Origin of the sequence: Streptomyces smaragdinus (assembly GCF_009604385.1) — a bacterium.
In the GTDB taxonomy this organism is placed as follows: Bacteria; Actinomycetota; Actinomycetes; order Streptomycetales; family Streptomycetaceae; genus Streptomyces; species Streptomyces smaragdinus.
Genome location: NZ_WEGJ01000002.1, coordinates 508,682 through 524,122, shown reverse-complemented (window position 1 = coordinate 524,122; position 15,441 = coordinate 508,682). Strand labels below are relative to the sequence as shown.

The following is a 15,441-nucleotide window of genomic DNA, read 5'->3' as shown; positions in this document are numbered from 1 at the left end:
TGACGACAACGTCCCGACACAAAAGGCCGGAAAGCACCCGCTGCCGCTTCAAGTCGGCCCTGGACACGATCTCGGAGCCGTCCGTTCGAACGCGGATTCCTGACTGGGTCATACCTACCGCCAAAAACCCAGGGCATCACCCTCTGCCGAACGCGGGAGTTCACGTGGCCCGTACGGCCGCGACCGAGAAGGCGAGAACGTATCGGCGAGTTCGCGCTCGAGCAGAAGGACGCCGGAGAACGTCCCGTCGAGGATCGCGTCCATCAGCTGCCGATAGATCTGGCCGGAGAGCGGCTCGGCTCCCACAAAACAAAATCATGCGCTCAGCATGGTGGCGATGGCCCGCGACGTCCCTCGTGCCCTGCGGTGGTCCGACCGGTTCGGATACGTATTCCGCGGACCCGGCTGGGCGCCTGAACCCGGCGCCGGGGCGAGCGTGTGAGCAGGTCTGACGTGGCCGCAGGTTTCGACGGAGCCCGAAAGGCTGACGTGACCCCGACCGTATCGGTCAGCATCGGTACAGGGCGTACGGCGTCCTCCGGGACTCGTACGCCTCGCCCGAGCAGATCAGCGTCGAGAACGGGGAACACATGCGCTGGCACCGCAGACTCCTGCGCGCCGTGGGAGGGCTGGGCCTCGTGGCCTGCCTCCTCGGCGCCGCCACGACCGGCGTCCAGGCATCCGCGCCTGCGGACGCGACGGCCGTGACCGTGCCGCCCGGGGTGACGGCGGCGGTCGCCGTCTACGACCGGCAGACCAACACCTTCACCGAACAGCTCAACCCGCACCTCCAGGTCCGCTCCGCCTCCGTCGTCAAACTCCTCATCGCACTCGATCACCTGTGGAACAAGGGCCCCACCTACAGCCTGACTCCCACCGACCGGGCCCGGTTCGACTCGATGCTGCGCGCCAGCGACGACGCCGCCGCCAGCTCCTACTGGTCGGCGAACGGCGGCTCCGCGATCGTCTCCCGGCTGGGGCTCTCCGACACCGCCGGTCCGCCCGCCGGCTACCCGGGCACCTGGGGATACACCGCGCTGTCGGCGGCCGACACGGTACGGATCTACCGGTGGATCCTCGACAGCGCGCCGGCCACCGTCCGCGACATGGTCATGGGCAACCTCCGCCAGTCCACCCGCTGCGGCACGGACGGCTTCGACCAGCTCTTCGGGATCCCCGCGACATTCGACAGCCCCTGAGCCGTCAAGCAGGGCTGGTCCGGCTTCGGAACCTCGGGCAGCTGCCTCGACACGACGGCGCCGGCCGCCGCGTCCGTCGACATAAGCCAGCGCGCCCTGCACACCACCGGCACCGTCGGCGCCGGTGACCGCTCGGTCGTGGCCGTCTTCACCCTCCAGCCCACGACGACCTCGTTCGGCGCGGCGTACACCAACGTCAACCGGATCGTGCGCTCCCTCGACGTGCCCGGCGCCGCCAAGAGGGCCGGAAGCTGGTTCGGCACCTGGGGTACGGACGTCAACGTCCGCAGCAACCCGACGACCGGCTCCACCGTCCTCACCCGGCTCCCCGCCGGAGTCGAGGTACAAGTCAGCTGCCAGGAACAGGGCGGAACAGTGGTCGTGGACCCCTACACCAACGACTGGTGGGCCTACCTGCCCCTCTACGGCGGGTACGTCACCAACATCTACCTGACCTCGCCGGACAATCAGCTCCCGGGCGTACCCCTGTGCTGACGGGTTTCGCGGTCACCCCGGATGCGTCTGTGCCGGGGTGGCGGGAAGCACGTTCACAACAGAACCTGGCCCGCCTTCTCCTGCGGCCCCCGAGTGGCCGGCCGCGCCCGACCCCAGGCTGCCAGCGGCTGGAGTGCGTCGTTGAGGCGCTTGCCGTCCTCGGTCAGCGAGTATTCGACGCGAGGCGGCACCTCGTCGTAGGAGACACGGTGCACGACACCGTCCGCTTCCAGCTCACGCAGGTGAGAGGCCAGCACCTTCTCGGTGATCCCCGGGAGCAGTCGGCGCAGCTCGCCGAAGCGACGGTGCGGATGCTCGTGGAGCGCCCAGAGGATCAGCACTTTCCACTTGCCGCCGATCACTTCCATCGCGGTGTCGATCCCGCAGACGTGTCCGTCCGGTGCGCCCGGCCGGTTCAGCGTCGTCATGCGCCACCCTTCTGACGTGCTCGCTCACCCCTGGGTAACCACCCACTCAGAAGTGCGTACTTGATCCCCTCAGGCCCTGCGACCAGCCTAATCGGCATGACACATAACCCTGTTGGAAAATCTCCCGTCACGGTGCTCGGCCTCGGCGCGATGGGCACCGCACTGGCTCGCACCTGGCTCGCCGCCGGCCACCCGCTCACCGCCTGGAACCGCACCCCCGCCCGTGCCGCGGCACTCGCCGCCAAGGGTGCACGGGTCGCGGACACCGCCGCCGACGCGGTCGCAGCCAACAAACACCCTGATCGTCGTCTGCCTGTTGGACGACACATCGGTCGGCGAGGTGCTGGCCGACGCCGACCTGGCCGGCAAGGACCTGGTCAACCTGACCACCAGCACGCCCGCCCGGGCCCGCGCCCGCGCCGAGTGGGCCCGCGAGCGTGGGGCCCACTACCTGGACGGCGGGATCATGGCCGTGCCTCCGATGATCGGCGTCCCGGAAGGCGGCGGCTACGTCTTCTACAGCGGCTCGCGGGAGCTGTTCGAGCGGCACCAGGAGACCCTGAAGGTTCCGGCCGGCACCACCTACGTCGGCGAGGACGCGGGCTTCGCGGCCCTGCACGACGTGGCTCTGCTCAGCGCCATGTACGGGATGTTCGCCGGGGCCGCGCATGCCTTTGCCCTGATCCGCAAGGAGGACATCAACCCTGCGGCGCTCGCCCCGCTGCTTGCCGACTGGCTCGTCGCGATGGCCCCGGCAGTTCACCGGACCGCCGACCAGCTGCGCAGCGGCGACTACACCAAGGGCGTCGTCTCCAGCCTCGCCATGCAGGTGGCCGGCACGCCGACCTTCTTGAGTACCGCCGAGCAGCAGGGTGTCAGCCCGGAGCTGCTCAGCCCCTACTTCGAGTTGATGCGCCGCCGCCTGGCCGAAGGCAGCGGTGAGGAGGATCTGACGGGCGTGATCGACCTGCTGGTGCACTGACCGTCCGCCTGCCGCCGTCGAAGCAATCGTGCTGGTCACAGCCATCGACGGGACGCTGTGAGCCAGCACGTTCGCAACACTCTTTAACTGTCGGGGTAGAAGACGAAGAGTGTGCAGCCCGTCGTCGTCTGCGGGATGTGTGACGAGCCGGCGGGGGCGTGGATGAACGAGCCCGCGGGATAGTCCCGCTCGCCGTCGTTGAAGACTCCGGAGACCACGAAGACCTCTTCCGGCCCCGGTTCGTGGACGTCGATGCCGTCCCAGCAGGTGTGCGGATCCATCTCCAGCACCTGGGCCTTCGCGCCGCTCTCACCGCTCCACAGCGGCCGCAGCCGAATACCGGGGAACAGTTCGTGTGTGGGCGCGTCGTGTACGGCGGACCATACGTAGTCGGGCGGGTGCTCGCCCGTGCGCGCTGTCGTGTCTGCCGCTCGTGGTGTCTCTGTTGTCATGGGGCAAGCGTCATCGAGCGCCGACACACCGCCCAGTGTCTCGATTGACGTTCCGCGGTACTTTCCTGCCATGCACCGTGGCGTCCGCGAGTGCGGGCTCCGGGGCCGGCGTTGGTTTCAGCGGCTGACCGTCGTCTCCCGGGACACGTACGACAGCTTCTGCGGGTTGCGGACGTGGTAGGCGCCCGTGATGTACCCGTCCTCGACCCGGACCGCCAGCACGCCGTCGATCCGGCCCCCGGCCCGCACCAGCATCCCCGGCCCGCCGTTGATCTGCACGATCTCGGCCGTCCGGGCGGCGTCGCGCTTCCACCAGCCCGTGGCCAGCAGGCGAGCCACGCTGTCGGCCCCCACGACGGGCCGCAGCAGCGCGTGCCTGATGCCGCCGCCGTCGCTGAGGGCGACCACGTCCGGCGCCAGGACGTCGAGCAGGCGCTGGAGGTCGCCGGTCTCGACCGCCTGCTTGAACGCCTCGAGCGCGGCGCGGGTCTGGGCCGGGGAGACGACGCCGCGCGGGCGGCGGGCGGCGACGTGTGCGCGGGCCCGGTAGGCGGTCTGGCGTACCGCCGAGGGTGTCTTGCCGACGGCCGCGGCGATTTCGGCGTACTCCAGGGCGAACACTTCACGCAGTACGAACACCGCGCGTTCGACGGGGGCGAGCGTTTCCAGTACCAGCAGCATCGCCATCGACACGCTGTCCGCCAGTTCCACGTCCTGCGCCACATCGGGCGTGGTCAGCAGCGGCTCGGGCAGCCACGGTCCGACGTAGGACTCCCTGCGCCGGCCCAGCACGCGCAGCCGGTCCAGTGCCTGGCGGGTGACGATCCGTACCAGATACGAGCGCCGGTCCCGGACCACGGACAGCTCGACGCCCGCCCAGCGCAGCCAGGTCTCCTGGAGCACGTCCTCCGCGTCGGCGGCCGAACCGAGCATCTCGTACGCGACGGTGAACAGCAGATTGCGATGGGCCACGAACACTTCGGTCGCCGGATCCGTCCCGTGCCCGCTCATCCCCGGCTCCCGCCTGTCCGACCTTGTCTTCCGCACGCCCACTGGACGTTGCCGCCCGCCGCCGCGTAACGCCCGCCCGTGGTGAGTCACGTCACACCACGCGCGCTGTTACGGGGCCGGGGGCGTCGGCGTCTGGTGATCGTCAGAGCCTGTGCGGCGCGAGCGGTTCGCGCGGGAGGCGGCACCACGAGTAAGGACCAACCCATGTCACCCACGAAGGCGCAGGCCGGTCGGCGGCGCTGGGCCGCGCTGTTCTTCATCGCGCTGGCCCAGCTGATGATCGTGCTGGACGGGACGGTCGTGAACATCGCGCTGCCGTCGCTCCAGCGGGATCTGGGGATCTCCGACGGTGACCGGCAGTGGATCATCACCGCGTACACGCTGGCGTTCGGCAGTCTGCTGCTGCTCGGCGGACGGATCGCCGACTACACCGGGCGCAGGCGGACGTTCCTGATCGGGCTGCTGGGCTTCGCCGCCGCCTCGGCGCTCGGCGGCGCGGCGGACACGTTCGGGCTGCTGCTGTGCGCCCGTGTGCTGCAGGGCGGGTTCGCCGCGCTGCTCGGGCCGTCCGCGCTGTCGCTGCTGACCGTGACCTTCACCCGGCCCGACGAGCGCGCCAGGGCGTTCGGGGTCTGGGGCGCGGTCACCGCCGTGGGCGGGGCGATCGGGCTGCTGGCCGGCGGGGCGCTGACCGACTACCTCGACTGGCGCTGGTGCCTGTACGTCAGCGTCCCGATCGCGCTGGTCGCGGCGGCCGGCGGGTCCGCGCTGCTCGGCGAGTCGCGCACCGGGGGCAGGGCGCGGTTGGACACGCCCGGCGTGCTGCTGGTGACCGGCGGACTGGTCGCGCTCGTGTACGGGACCAGCCGGGCGGAGTCCGACGGCTGGGCCTCGGCGGGCGTGCTCGGTCCGCTGGCGGCTGGGGTGGTGCTCCTCGCCGCGTTCGCGGTGGTGGAGCGCCGGGTTCCGCAGCCCATGCTGCCGCCGCGGCTGGTCGCCGACCGGGCTCGCGGGGGCGCGTATCTGAGCGTGGGGCTGGCCATGGTGGGCATGTTCGGGGCGTTCCTCTTCATGACCTACTACCTCCAGGTGGTGAAGGGATACTCGCCGATCCGGACCGGTGTGGCCTTCCTCCCGATGACCGTGGCGGTCCTGCTGTCGGCCGGCGGGCTCACCACCCGGCTGCTGCCCAGGGTCGCGCCGCGCGTGCTGATCGTGCCGGGTCTGGCTCTCGTCGCCTCGGGGATGCTGTGGCTGCGCACCATGGAAACCAGTACCCCCTACGCGGAGGGCGTTCTGCTCTCGGGGCTCCTGCTCGGCTTCGGCGCGGGCATGATCATGCCGGTGGCCTTCAACTACGCCACCCACGGCGTCGACCCGCAGGACGCAGGGGTCGCCGCGGCCAGCGTCAACACCGCTCAGCAGATCAGCAGTTCGATCGGAACCGTGCTGCTCAACACGATCGCCACCGGCGCGACCGCGGACTACATGGCCGACCACGGGAGGAGTCCGGCGGTCGCGAGGGCGGCAATGCTGGAGGGCTTCGTGACGGCCGGCACCTGGGCTGCGGGGATCCTGCTGACCGGCGCGCTGATCGTCGCCGTACTGATGAACGCCCCACGACCCGAACACCGGCCCGCGAAGAGGGACCACAAGCCCGTACCCGCCTGATCACCGACCCGGTTACGGTAACGCCGCACAGAACCGGCCACGGTCCGCTCCAGGGTCGGGGAGAGCGGTACTATCGGACCGGTGGTCCGGTTACACGGGTCGCCGATCCGGACGATCAAGAGGGACAGATGCGAGCCGACGCCCAGAAATGCTGGACGCCGTGACGTTCACCCCGGTCGCGCCGGATCCGATATCCGCCGACCCACCCGGCTCCACGGAGAGCCCGCTGCTCACGCAGTCGTGGCTGGACCTGGCGTTCCTCCACTGGGCCGCCGACCCGGCCGACGTGGCGCCGCTGCTGCCGGCCGGCACCGTGCCCGACACCCTCGACGGGGTGACCTACGTCGGGCTCGTCGCCTTCCGCATGCACCGCGTGGGCTGGCTCCGCCTCCCCGGCATCCCCTACCTCGGCACCTTCCCCGAGACGAACGTCCGCCTCTACTCCGTCGACGGGCACGGACGGCGCGGCGTGGTCTTCCGCTCCCTGGACGCCTCCCGCCTCATCCCCGCCGCTGTCGGACGGACCGTGTTCCGGCTGCCGTACCAGTGGTCCCGTATGACCATCACCCGCGACAGCGACACGATCAGCTACACCAGCCGCCGCCGCTGGCCCGGGCCGTCCGGGGCACACAGCCGGATCACCGTCCGGGTCGGGGAGACCATCCCGGACCCCACCGGCCTCGAGCACTTCCTCACCGCACGCTGGGGACTGCACAGCGCGTTCTTCGACCGGCAGCTGTACCTCCCGAACACCCACCCCCGCTGGCCCCTGCACCGCGCCGAACTCGTCGAGTGCGACGAGAGCCTGATCACCGCCGCCGGCCTCCCCGCACCGCAGGGCGAGCCGGTGAGCGTCCTGTACTCCCCCGGCGTCCCCGTCAGGTTCGGCCGGCCGGCCCGCCCCGGCGGCATCCCGACACCCTGAGCACCCCGCACGTTCCAGGCCCTTCCCGAACGCCGTCCCCGCCGACAGGCCTGCTGCCGGGTTCGACGGACCACTGATACCGCAGCCCCTGGCGGGGACAGACCGGGAATCGTTGACGTCCCCCAGTCGCAGTGTGAAGATCATGTTCGCCCGACGCGACGGGCACCAGGAGGGGATCACGTTGGCCGCCGAGCACAGACCCAGACCCGCACTGTCGATCACGATCGCCGGCGTATTCCTGCTCGCCGGCCTCGCGCTCGCCGTCCTCCTGTTGCCCGGCAAGCTGGACAAACAGCAGGCGTACGATTCGGCGCCCCGGTGTCCCACCGCCCAGCCCGCACCCGGCTGCCGGTCACAGACGCCGGTCACCCTCACCGCCAAGGAACGCCGGGAGAAGGGCAAGAACCGCCCCTACCTCTTGCTCATCTCCCGCGACGGCGGGCCGTCGCAGTGGGTGCAGATGGACTCGGGGGACAGCCATCCGGTCTACGACACCGCCCAGCCCGGCGACACCCTCACCGCCACCTACTGGGACAACCTCATCGTCGACGTCACCTTCCACGGCCGGCACGAGAACTCCACCCACGAACCGAACTCCGGCTTCCAGGGATTCCTCTTCCTGACCACGCTCCTCCTCGTCGCCGGCGCCATCACCACCGTCATCGCCGCCCGGCACCTCGCAGGCAGGACACTGATGAAACCGGACATCAAACCCCTGGCAGCCATGGGCGTCGGCACGGGCTTGCTCGCCGGGGGCCTCCTCGTCACCGCCGTCCTCACCGGTGCCCTGAACGCGCTGCTCACCCGCTGAACACTCACGGGGATCCCCTGGAAGCGAATCCACGTGCGCGCCCAGGCGGCTCGGCGCCGGTTTAGCCTGCCGGGATTTGCCGGAAGCTGTTGTAACGGTTATTGTTACGACGAGGTTGAAACGATCGAGGGAAGCGAGGTCCGAGGTGAGCGCCAACAGCAGGCTGACCATCGCAGCGCATGCCCTCACGTGGATCGGGCTGTATCAGCGTCGCGGTCACGAGGTCGCCACCTCCGAGCAGATCGCGACGAGCGTCAACACCAACCCGGTGGTGATCCGCCGTCTGCTGGCCGAGCTACGCAAGGCCGGTCTGGCCGATTCGCGGCGGGGTGCGGGGGCGGGCTGGATGCTCGCGCGGGACCTGTCGGCGATCACCCTGCTCGACGTCTACGAGGCGATCGAACCGGGACCGCTCTTCGCCCTCCATCCCTCGACACCGGATCCGCAGTGCGTCGTGGGCCACGGCATCGGGCCGGCGATGACCGCCGTGTACGACGACGTGGAGGCCGCCCTTCGCAGGGAGCTGGCCAAGACCACGCTGGAGGACGTGCTGCGGGACACCCTGAAAGCCCCCTGACCTCGGATCGTCGACTTCCCCCGCTCGAGGTGGGGCGCATCCGTCGGCCGCCGACGTAACAGAAATAGTTACATCTAGATTTCAAGGAAATTGGAGAATCCATGGGAAAGCTGGACAACAAGGTGGCGATCGTCACCGGAGGATCGCGGGGAATCGGGGCGGCGTCAGCACTGGCGCTGGCCGACGAAGGAGCCGACGTCGCGATCAGTTACTCGTCCTCGGCGGATCAGGCCAAGGCCGTGGTCGCCGACCTGGAGGCGAAAGGGGTTCGTGCGGCGGCCTTCCAGGCCGACCAGGCGGACGCGGCGCAGGCGACGGGCCTGATCCGGCGCGTGGTCGACCGGTTCGGGAGGCTGGACATTCTGGTCAACAACGCGGCCGCGAGTGTCGGCGGCGGCCCGGTCGACAGCGAGCCCGTCGACCACGCCGCCATCGAGCGGCAGCTCGCCGTCAACTACAGCAACGTGGTGGCCGCGATCCAGGCGGCGGTGCCGCTACTGCCCGACGGCGGACGGATCGTCAGCATCAGCTCGGGTGTGGCCAATCGCGCCGGTTTCCAGGGGATGGCGTACTACACGGGCACGAAGTCGGCCCTCGAGGGCTTCAGCCGGGGTGCGGCCCGCGATCTGGCGCACCGGGGCATCACGGTCAACGTCATCCAACCGGGGTTCATCGACACCGAATTCAACCCCGCCGACGGTCCCGCCGCATCCATGTTCCTTCCGACCACCGCAATGGGACGCTACGGCAGGCCGGAAGAGATCGCCGCGGGCGTCGTCTTCCTGGCCGGCCCACAGGCCTCCTACGTCACCGGCGCGGTACTGAGGATCGACGGCGGATACGGCGCATAGCCCGGGGTGCCGAGCCGCATCGACTCGCGCCCATCAATGTAACAAAAATAGTTACCTCGAAAACAAGGACAAGCACGATGACAACCGATACCCAGACCTCACGGGCAGTGGCCGAGCAGTTCCTGGAGCGCCTCGGCAGGCAGGACCAGGACGGCATCCAGGAACTGTTCGCGGCAGACATCGACTGGCACGTCCCCGGCAACGCGGAACTGCCCTGGACCGGCCGCCGTACCCACAGGGAGGAAGTCGCGCCGTACTTCACCACGATGTGGCCCCACTTCGAACCCGGCAAGAGCAAGGTCGCACTGGAGCGGATCCTCGTCGACGGCGGTGACGTAATGCTGCTGGGGACCTTCACACACACCCTCAGGGCCACCGGAAAGGAGTTCACCACTCCGTCGGCCATGCACCTGGCGGTCGAAGACGGCGAGATCGTCCGCATGCACCTCTACGAGGACACGCTGGCCGTCGACCAGGCGTTCAACGCCGGCTGAGACCCAGAGGAGTCCACGGGCGACTCCCGCGACCCGGTGGGCCTTCACCCTGACGGCGGGCCCTCCCGCCTCACCCGCCGGGTTCGTGCCCGGCCGGGGGCGGGTAAGCTCGCGGCAGCCAGTCGTGCTCCACGCAGTGGGGTCAGGGAACCCGGTGAGAATCCGGGGCTGACGCGCAGCGGTGAGGGGGACGGTTGGAGCATGCGGATCCCGTTGTGGACCGCGGCCACTGGGCTTTGGCCCGGGAAGGCGCTCCGTACCGGTCGATCCCGAGTCCGAAGACCTGCTGGCCCTTGCGGCATCCGCCGCCAGGTCGACGCGGGCCCCGCGAACGGGTCCCTGGCCGGAAGGTCTTCTCGTCATGTCAGTCATCCGTTCCCGGAGTGACCGGTGCCCGGGGGTGTTTCGTCCGTGGCCGGCGGACGACGGGTTGTTGGTGCGGTTGCGGTTGATCGGTGGCCGGGTGCCGGCTGCGGCGCTGCGGGGGTTGGTCGAGGCGGCCGAGGAGTTCGGCGACGGCCGGGTGCATGTGACCTCGCGGGCGAATCTGCAGGTCCGGGCGTTTCCCGGCGCGGATGGGGTGCTGGCTGCGGACGCGCTGGCGGCGTTGGAGGCCACGGGGCTGGTTCCCGGTCGTAGTCATGAGCTGGTCCGTAACGTCATGGTGTCGCCGCAGACCGGGGTGGCCGGAGGGCTGGTCGACCTGCGGGTGACAGCCGGTGAGCTGGATTCTTTGCTCTGCGCGGACCCGTTGGCGGCGACGCTTCCGGGCCGGTTCCTCTTCGTACTGGACGACGGTCGCGGCGATCTGATCGGGCAGACGTGTGATCTGGGGCTGGTTGCCCTGCCGGGCGGTCAGGCGCAGCTGCGGGTCGGCCGGGGCTGGGCGCCGGTCGTTCGCGGGGAGGAGGCCGCTGCCCGGCTCGTCGCCCTCGCGCGTCGCTTCGCCGAGCTGCGCGGTGGTGGACCGGCCGCGCCGTGGCACGTCGACGAACTCTCCGGGCCGCTGCTGGCCCCGGCCGCCCCCGATCCCCGACTGCCCGTACCCGCCCCCGTCCCGGCGTTCGGCCCGGTGGCCGGGGGGCGGCATGTCGAGGTCACGCCGGACGGGATGGACCGCGGGGAGGTCGCTGAGCTCACCGCCGGTGTGTCCGAGGTCGTCGTCACGCCCTGGCGCGGGGTGTTCGTACCGGAGGAGGAGCGTTGAGCGGGCTTCGCCGGCCGACGCGCCGGTACTCCTACGTCGACAGTGGTCCGGCGATCTACGTCGATTCCTTCGCCGCCATCCGGCGCGAGGCGAATCTGGCCGGGCTGCCGGCAGACGCCGAGAAGCTGGCCGTGCGGATGATTCACGGCAGTGGGCAGGTGGACCTCGCCGACGATCTGGTCGTCCATCCCCGGCTGGTCGGGGCCGCGCGCGGCGCGCTGGAGACGGGTGCGCCGATCCTGTGCGACGCCACGATGGTCGCCACCGGTGTCACTCGGGCCCGGCTGCCGAAGGACAACCGGGTGTTGTGTCTCCTGGGCGATCCGCGGGTGCCCGAGCTGTCCCGCCGTTGGGGTACGACCCGCACCGCGGCGGCGGTTTCGCTGTGGGAGCCGTATCTGGACGGTGCCGTGGTGGCGATCGGCAATGCCCCGACCGCGCTGTTCCATCTGCTGGAGATGCTCCATGACGGGGCGCCCCGTCCGGCCGCGGTCGTCGGCTGCCCCGTGGGCTTCATCGGCGCGGCGGAGTCCAAGCAGGCCCTGGTCGACTTCGCCGACGGTACGGGCCTTCCGTACGTCACGGTGCGGGGCCGCCGCGGCGGCTCGGCGATGACGTCCTCCGCGCTCAACGCACTGGCTCAGGAGAAAGAGTGACCGGCCGTTTTTCGGGTGTGGGTGTCGGGCCCGGCGATCCGGAGCTCATCACTCTCAAGGCGGCCCGGCTGATCCGGGACGCCGATGTCGTCGCGTATCACGCGGGTGTCGGCAAGGAGTCCCATGCGCGGAGGATCGCTGCCGGGCTCTTCCCGGACGGGGTGGTCGAGGAGCAGCTGACGTACCCGGTGACCACGGGGACGACCGACCATCCCGGTGGATACGCGGGGGCGCTGGCCCAGTTCTACGAGGAGTCGGCGGCGCGGCTGGCGGCTCATCTGGACGCGGGGCGGCATGTGGTGCTGCTGGCGGAGGGTGATCCGCTGTTCTACGGCTCGTACATGTATATGCACGACCGGTTGGCGGAGCGGTATCCGACGGAGATCGTGCCGGGTGTTCCGGCCTTCGCGGCGGCGACCGCGGCCGCGGCGAGTCCGCTCGTACGGCAGACGGACGTGCTGACCGTGCTGCCGGGAACGCTGCCCGAGCCGGAGTTGGCCCGGCGGCTCGCGGACACCGACGCGGCGATCGTGATGAAGCTGGGCCGGACGTTCCCGGCTGTGCGGCGGGCGCTGGAGGCCGCGGGGCGGCTCGATCACGCGCTGTACGTGGAGCGTGCGTCGCTGCCGGAGGAGCGGTGGCTGCCGGTGCGGGAGGTGGACGCCGGTTCGGTGCCGTACTTCTCGCTGGTCGTGGTCACGGGCGATTCACGCAACGGGCGCCGGTCGCGCGACAAGCACAAGCCGGAGCAGCCCTCCGGGCCCGCCGCCGAGCTGCTCGTCGTGGGCCTGGGCCCGGGACCGGACGGCTGGCTGACGCCCGAGGTGTCGGCGGCTCTGGCCGGGGTGGACCATGTGGTCGGCTACGGGCCCTACGTGGCGCGGGTGCCGCAGCGGGCGGGGCTGACCCGGCACGCCTCGGGCAACACCGTCGAGGTGGACCGGGCCCGTCACGCCCTGGAACTGGCCCGGGCGGGGGAACGGGTCGCGGTGGTGTCGGGCGGTGACGCGGGTGTCTTTGGGATGGCCTCCGCGGTCTTCGAGGCGGCGGAGGACCCGGCCTTCGCCGGGGTCCCGGTCCGGGTGCTGCCGGGGGTCAGCGCGGTGCAGGCGGTCGCGGCGCGGGCAGGGGCCCCGATCGGCGCGGACTTCGCGGTGATGTCGCTGTCGGACCGGCTCAAGCCGTGGGCCGTGGTCGAGCGGCGGCTGCGCGCGGCGGCCGGGGCGGACTTCGTACTGGCCCTGTACAACCCGGCGTCCCGATCGCGTACGGAACAGATCGCCGCCGCGCGGCGGATCCTCCTCGAGCACCGCAGGCCCGACACCGTCGTGGTGGTGGGCCGCGACATCGGCCGCGCCGAGGAGGCGCTCGACGTCACGACCCTGGACGCGCTCGACCCCGCGCGCGTGGACATGAAGTGCCTGCTGATCATCGGGGCGGACGCCACCCGGGTCGGCCCGGCGGGCGTGTGGACACCGCGGTTCGTCGGCGACCGCGTGGAGGCGCCGTGACCGTTCACTTCGTGGGAGCCGGCCCCGGCGCGGCCGATCTCCTCACCGTCCGCGCGACCCGGCTGCTCGCGGCCGCCGATACGGTGCTGTATCCCGGGACCTACCTCGACCCCGAGGTGCTGGGCCATGTGAGCCCGGGCGCGGAACTGGTCGACACCCAGCGCCTGGACCTGGACGAGATCGTCGGACGGATGGTCGCCGCCCACCGGGCCGGGCTCGAGGTCGTGCGACTCGGGTCCGGGGACCTGTCGCTGTACTCCGCGCTCGCCGAGCAGACCCGGAGGCTCGACGCGGCAAACGTCCCCTGGGACGTCACCCCGGGCGTTCCGGCGTACGCGGCCGCGGCGGCGCTGGTGGGGCGGGAGCTGACGGTGCCGCTGCTGGCGCAGTCGGTGGTGCTGACGCGGACCCGGGCGCGTTCGACGCCGATGCCCGGGAGCGAGTCGCTGGCGGCGTTCGCGGCCACGCGGGCGACGCTGGTGCTGCATCTCGCGGTCACCCGGACGCGGGAGCTGATGGCGGAGCTGGAGCCCGAGTACGGGGCGGACTGTCCGGTGGTCGTGGTGTACCGGGCCAGCCAGCCGGGCGAGGCGGTGCTGCGCGGCACGGTCGCCGGCATCGCGGACGCCGTGGAGGGGGCCGGGCTGCGGCAGGCTGCGGTGATCCTTGTGGGGCGGGCGCTGGAGCCGTCCGCGGGTGGTGAGTCGTACCTGTACAGCGTCAGCCGCTGGTCCAGGCCCACTGGGTGACCGTGCGGGCGGGGGTCCAGCCGGTGAAGGTGCCGACCGGTGCGGCGGTCTCCACGGCGATGCGGGTGAGTTCGCCGCCGTGGCGGCCGTAGGCGTCGGCGAGGAGTCGCTCGGTCTGCAGGGTGACGCCGTGTACGACGAGGCGGCCGCCGGGACGCAGTGCGGTCAGGCAGGTGTCCAGGACGCCGGGGCGGGTGGCGCCGCCGCCGACGAACACGGCGTCCGGGGTGCGCAGTCCGTCCAGGGCCTGGGGGGCGCGGCCGTGAACGACGTGGAGTGCGGGGACTCCGAGGCGGGAGGCGTTGCGGGCGATGCGGGCGGCGCGCTCCGGGTCCGCTTCGATCGCGGTGGCGGTGCAGGCGGGGTGGGTGCGGAGCCACTCGATGCCGATCGAGCCGGCGCCCGCGCCGACGTCCCACAGGTGTTCGCCGGGCGTCGGGGCGAGGCGGGCGAGGGCACTCGCGCGCAGGTCCCGTTTGGTGAGCTGGCCGTCGTGTTCGAAGAGATCGTCCGGCAGGCCCGGGGTCCAGCCGCCGATCCGGGGGCCGGTGCAGCTGACGGCAATCACGTTCAGGCGCGGGAAGTCGTCGTCCCCTTCGGCCACGAGCCGGGCGGGGGCATCCTCGCGGCTGCTGTGCTCGCCGCCGAGGTCGCCGAGGACGGTCAGCCGGCTGTCTCCGTAACCGGATGCGACGAGGAGCCCGGCCACGCGGCGCGGGGTCCGCTCGTCGGAGGAGAGCACCAGGATCCGGCGGCCGGGCGCCAACTCGCGGTGCACCAGCGCGACGTCGCGTCCGACGACACTGACCACCGCATGGCTTTCGGCGGGCCAGCCCATCGCCGCGCGGGCCAGCGCCACGGAGGAGACGGCGGGCCGGACGGTGACCCGGTCGCCGCCCAGCAGGTCGATGAGGGTGGTGGCGACGCCGGACAGCAGCGGGTCGCCGGAGGCCAGCGCGACCACCGAGGCCGTACCGAAGGAGTCCAGCAGGTCCGTGAGGCCGGCGCGCAGTGGCGAAGGCCACATCTCCCGGCGCTGCCCCGGGGCGTCGGGCAGCGACGCGAGGTGGCGCCGGCCGCCGAGGACGACGTCGGCCGCCAGGACCTCGGCGCGGGCCGCCGCGCCCAGGCCGTCCCAGCCGTCGGCGCCGATGCCGACCACGTGAACCGGCGCTGCTCCGTGCGGGTGAATCGTTCGTGACACCGGCTCAAGCTATCGTGTGGTTCGACAGGCACGAGGTGCCCCCTCGGCCCACCCGCCGGAAACGGCGGTGACGGTCGTCGGGGAGAATCTGGGAAGCCGGTGAGATTCCGGCACAGGCCCGCTGCGGTGAACCGAGCCCGCGCTCCGCCATGGAGTGCCGGGACCCGGCAAGTCCGAAGACCGGCCTCGCGCCCGACGTAACGACGGTGGCGAGCGAG

At 71.3% G+C, this 15,441-nt stretch carries 16 protein-coding genes, 1 pseudogene and 2 riboswitches; of the genes and pseudogenes, 13 read left to right on the top strand and 4 right to left on the bottom strand.

Annotated elements, in window-relative coordinates; genetic code table 11:
• The first annotated feature begins 590 nt into the window (after window positions 1-590).
• Window positions 591-1,199, top strand: coding sequence for a hypothetical protein (locus tag SRB5_RS37420; protein WP_323377138.1), 609 nt, complete (start codon window positions 591-593; stop codon window positions 1,197-1,199).
• 138 nt (window positions 1,200-1,337) lie between these two features.
• Window positions 1,338-1,694, top strand: coding sequence for an SH3 domain-containing protein (locus SRB5_RS37415; protein WP_323377136.1), 357 nt, complete (start codon window positions 1,338-1,340; stop codon window positions 1,692-1,694).
• A gap of 53 nt (window positions 1,695-1,747) precedes the next feature.
• Here SRB5_RS37415 and SRB5_RS05935 read toward each other — a convergent pair whose 3' ends face one another.
• Entirely contained in the window at window positions 1,748-2,122 is a 375-nt protein-coding gene (locus SRB5_RS05935) for a winged helix-turn-helix transcriptional regulator (RefSeq protein ID WP_153450325.1), read from the bottom strand.
• 96 nt (window positions 2,123-2,218) lie between these two features.
• Between SRB5_RS05935 and SRB5_RS05930 the strand changes: the two are divergent.
• Window positions 2,219-3,104, top strand: a pseudogene (locus SRB5_RS05930) (NAD(P)-dependent oxidoreductase).
• 83 nt (window positions 3,105-3,187) lie between these two features.
• Here the strand turns inward: SRB5_RS05930 and SRB5_RS05925 are convergent.
• Window positions 3,188-3,556, bottom strand: a complete 369-nt coding sequence (locus SRB5_RS05925; RefSeq protein ID WP_153450324.1) for a cupin domain-containing protein — start codon at window positions 3,554-3,556, stop codon at window positions 3,188-3,190.
• A 117-nt stretch (window positions 3,557-3,673) separates the two neighbouring features.
• Window positions 3,674-4,567 carry an RNA polymerase sigma-70 factor gene (locus SRB5_RS05920; RefSeq protein WP_153450323.1) on the bottom strand — a complete coding sequence of 298 codons (894 nt, stop codon included), beginning with the start codon at window positions 4,565-4,567 and terminating at the stop codon, window positions 3,674-3,676.
• A 204-nt stretch (window positions 4,568-4,771) separates the two neighbouring features.
• Here SRB5_RS05920 and SRB5_RS05915 point away from each other — a divergent pair, with 204 nt between their 5' ends.
• The 10 genes from SRB5_RS05915 (at window position 4,772) to SRB5_RS05870 (ending at window position 14,019) form a co-directional block, all read left to right on the top strand.
• Window positions 4,772-6,238 carry an MFS transporter gene (locus SRB5_RS05915; protein WP_153450322.1) on the top strand — a complete coding sequence of 489 codons (1,467 nt, stop codon included), beginning with the start codon at window positions 4,772-4,774 and terminating at the stop codon, window positions 6,236-6,238.
• A gap of 160 nt (window positions 6,239-6,398) precedes the next feature.
• Entirely contained in the window at window positions 6,399-7,163 is a 765-nt protein-coding gene (locus SRB5_RS05910) for a YqjF family protein (protein WP_323377135.1), read from the top strand.
• 142 nt (window positions 7,164-7,305) lie between these two features.
• Window positions 7,306-7,974 carry a hypothetical protein gene (locus SRB5_RS05905; RefSeq protein WP_153450320.1) on the top strand — a complete coding sequence of 223 codons (669 nt, stop codon included), beginning with the start codon at window positions 7,306-7,308 and terminating at the stop codon, window positions 7,972-7,974.
• 145 nt (window positions 7,975-8,119) lie between these two features.
• A complete protein-coding gene (locus SRB5_RS05900; protein ID WP_323377133.1) occupies window positions 8,120-8,551 on the top strand; it encodes an Rrf2 family transcriptional regulator in 432 nt (143 codons plus the stop codon).
• A 101-nt stretch (window positions 8,552-8,652) separates the two neighbouring features.
• Window positions 8,653-9,402, top strand: a complete 750-nt coding sequence (locus SRB5_RS05895) for an SDR family NAD(P)-dependent oxidoreductase (RefSeq protein WP_153450318.1) — start codon at window positions 8,653-8,655, stop codon at window positions 9,400-9,402.
• A gap of 77 nt (window positions 9,403-9,479) precedes the next feature.
• A complete protein-coding gene (locus tag SRB5_RS05890; RefSeq protein ID WP_153450317.1) occupies window positions 9,480-9,896 on the top strand; it encodes a nuclear transport factor 2 family protein in 417 nt (138 codons plus the stop codon).
• Between the two features lie 102 nt (window positions 9,897-9,998).
• A riboswitch (cobalamin riboswitch) is annotated at window positions 9,999-10,201 on the top strand.
• Between the two features lie 56 nt (window positions 10,202-10,257).
• The gene (locus SRB5_RS37015; RefSeq protein WP_153450316.1) at window positions 10,258-11,103 is read left to right on the top strand and encodes a nitrite reductase; all 846 of its coding nucleotides are present in this window, start codon (window positions 10,258-10,260) and stop codon (window positions 11,101-11,103) included.
• Window positions 11,100-11,759 carry a precorrin-8X methylmutase gene (locus SRB5_RS36290; protein WP_153450315.1) on the top strand — a complete coding sequence of 220 codons (660 nt, stop codon included), beginning with the start codon at window positions 11,100-11,102 and terminating at the stop codon, window positions 11,757-11,759. Before SRB5_RS37015 ends, SRB5_RS36290 begins: the two co-directional genes overlap by 4 nt.
• The gene (locus tag SRB5_RS05875) at window positions 11,756-13,270 is read left to right on the top strand and encodes a precorrin-2 C(20)-methyltransferase (RefSeq protein WP_323377132.1); all 1,515 of its coding nucleotides are present in this window, start codon (window positions 11,756-11,758) and stop codon (window positions 13,268-13,270) included. Before SRB5_RS36290 ends, SRB5_RS05875 begins: the two co-directional genes overlap by 4 nt.
• Window positions 13,267-14,019: a cobalt-precorrin-4/precorrin-4 C(11)-methyltransferase gene (locus tag SRB5_RS05870; RefSeq protein ID WP_323377131.1), complete on the top strand. Its 753-nt coding sequence runs from the start codon at window positions 13,267-13,269 to the stop codon at window positions 14,017-14,019. Before SRB5_RS05875 ends, SRB5_RS05870 begins: the two co-directional genes overlap by 4 nt.
• Here SRB5_RS05870 and cbiE read toward each other — a convergent pair.
• Complete coding sequence (cbiE, locus tag SRB5_RS05865; RefSeq protein WP_323377130.1) at window positions 13,991-15,223, bottom strand: precorrin-6y C5,15-methyltransferase (decarboxylating) subunit CbiE; 1,233 nt, start codon at window positions 15,221-15,223, stop codon at window positions 13,991-13,993. The two genes, SRB5_RS05870 and cbiE, sit on opposite strands and share 29 nt — an antisense overlap.
• Before the next feature lie 54 nt (window positions 15,224-15,277).
• A riboswitch (cobalamin riboswitch) is annotated at window positions 15,278-15,425 on the top strand.
• Window positions 15,426-15,441 lie beyond the last annotated feature (16 nt).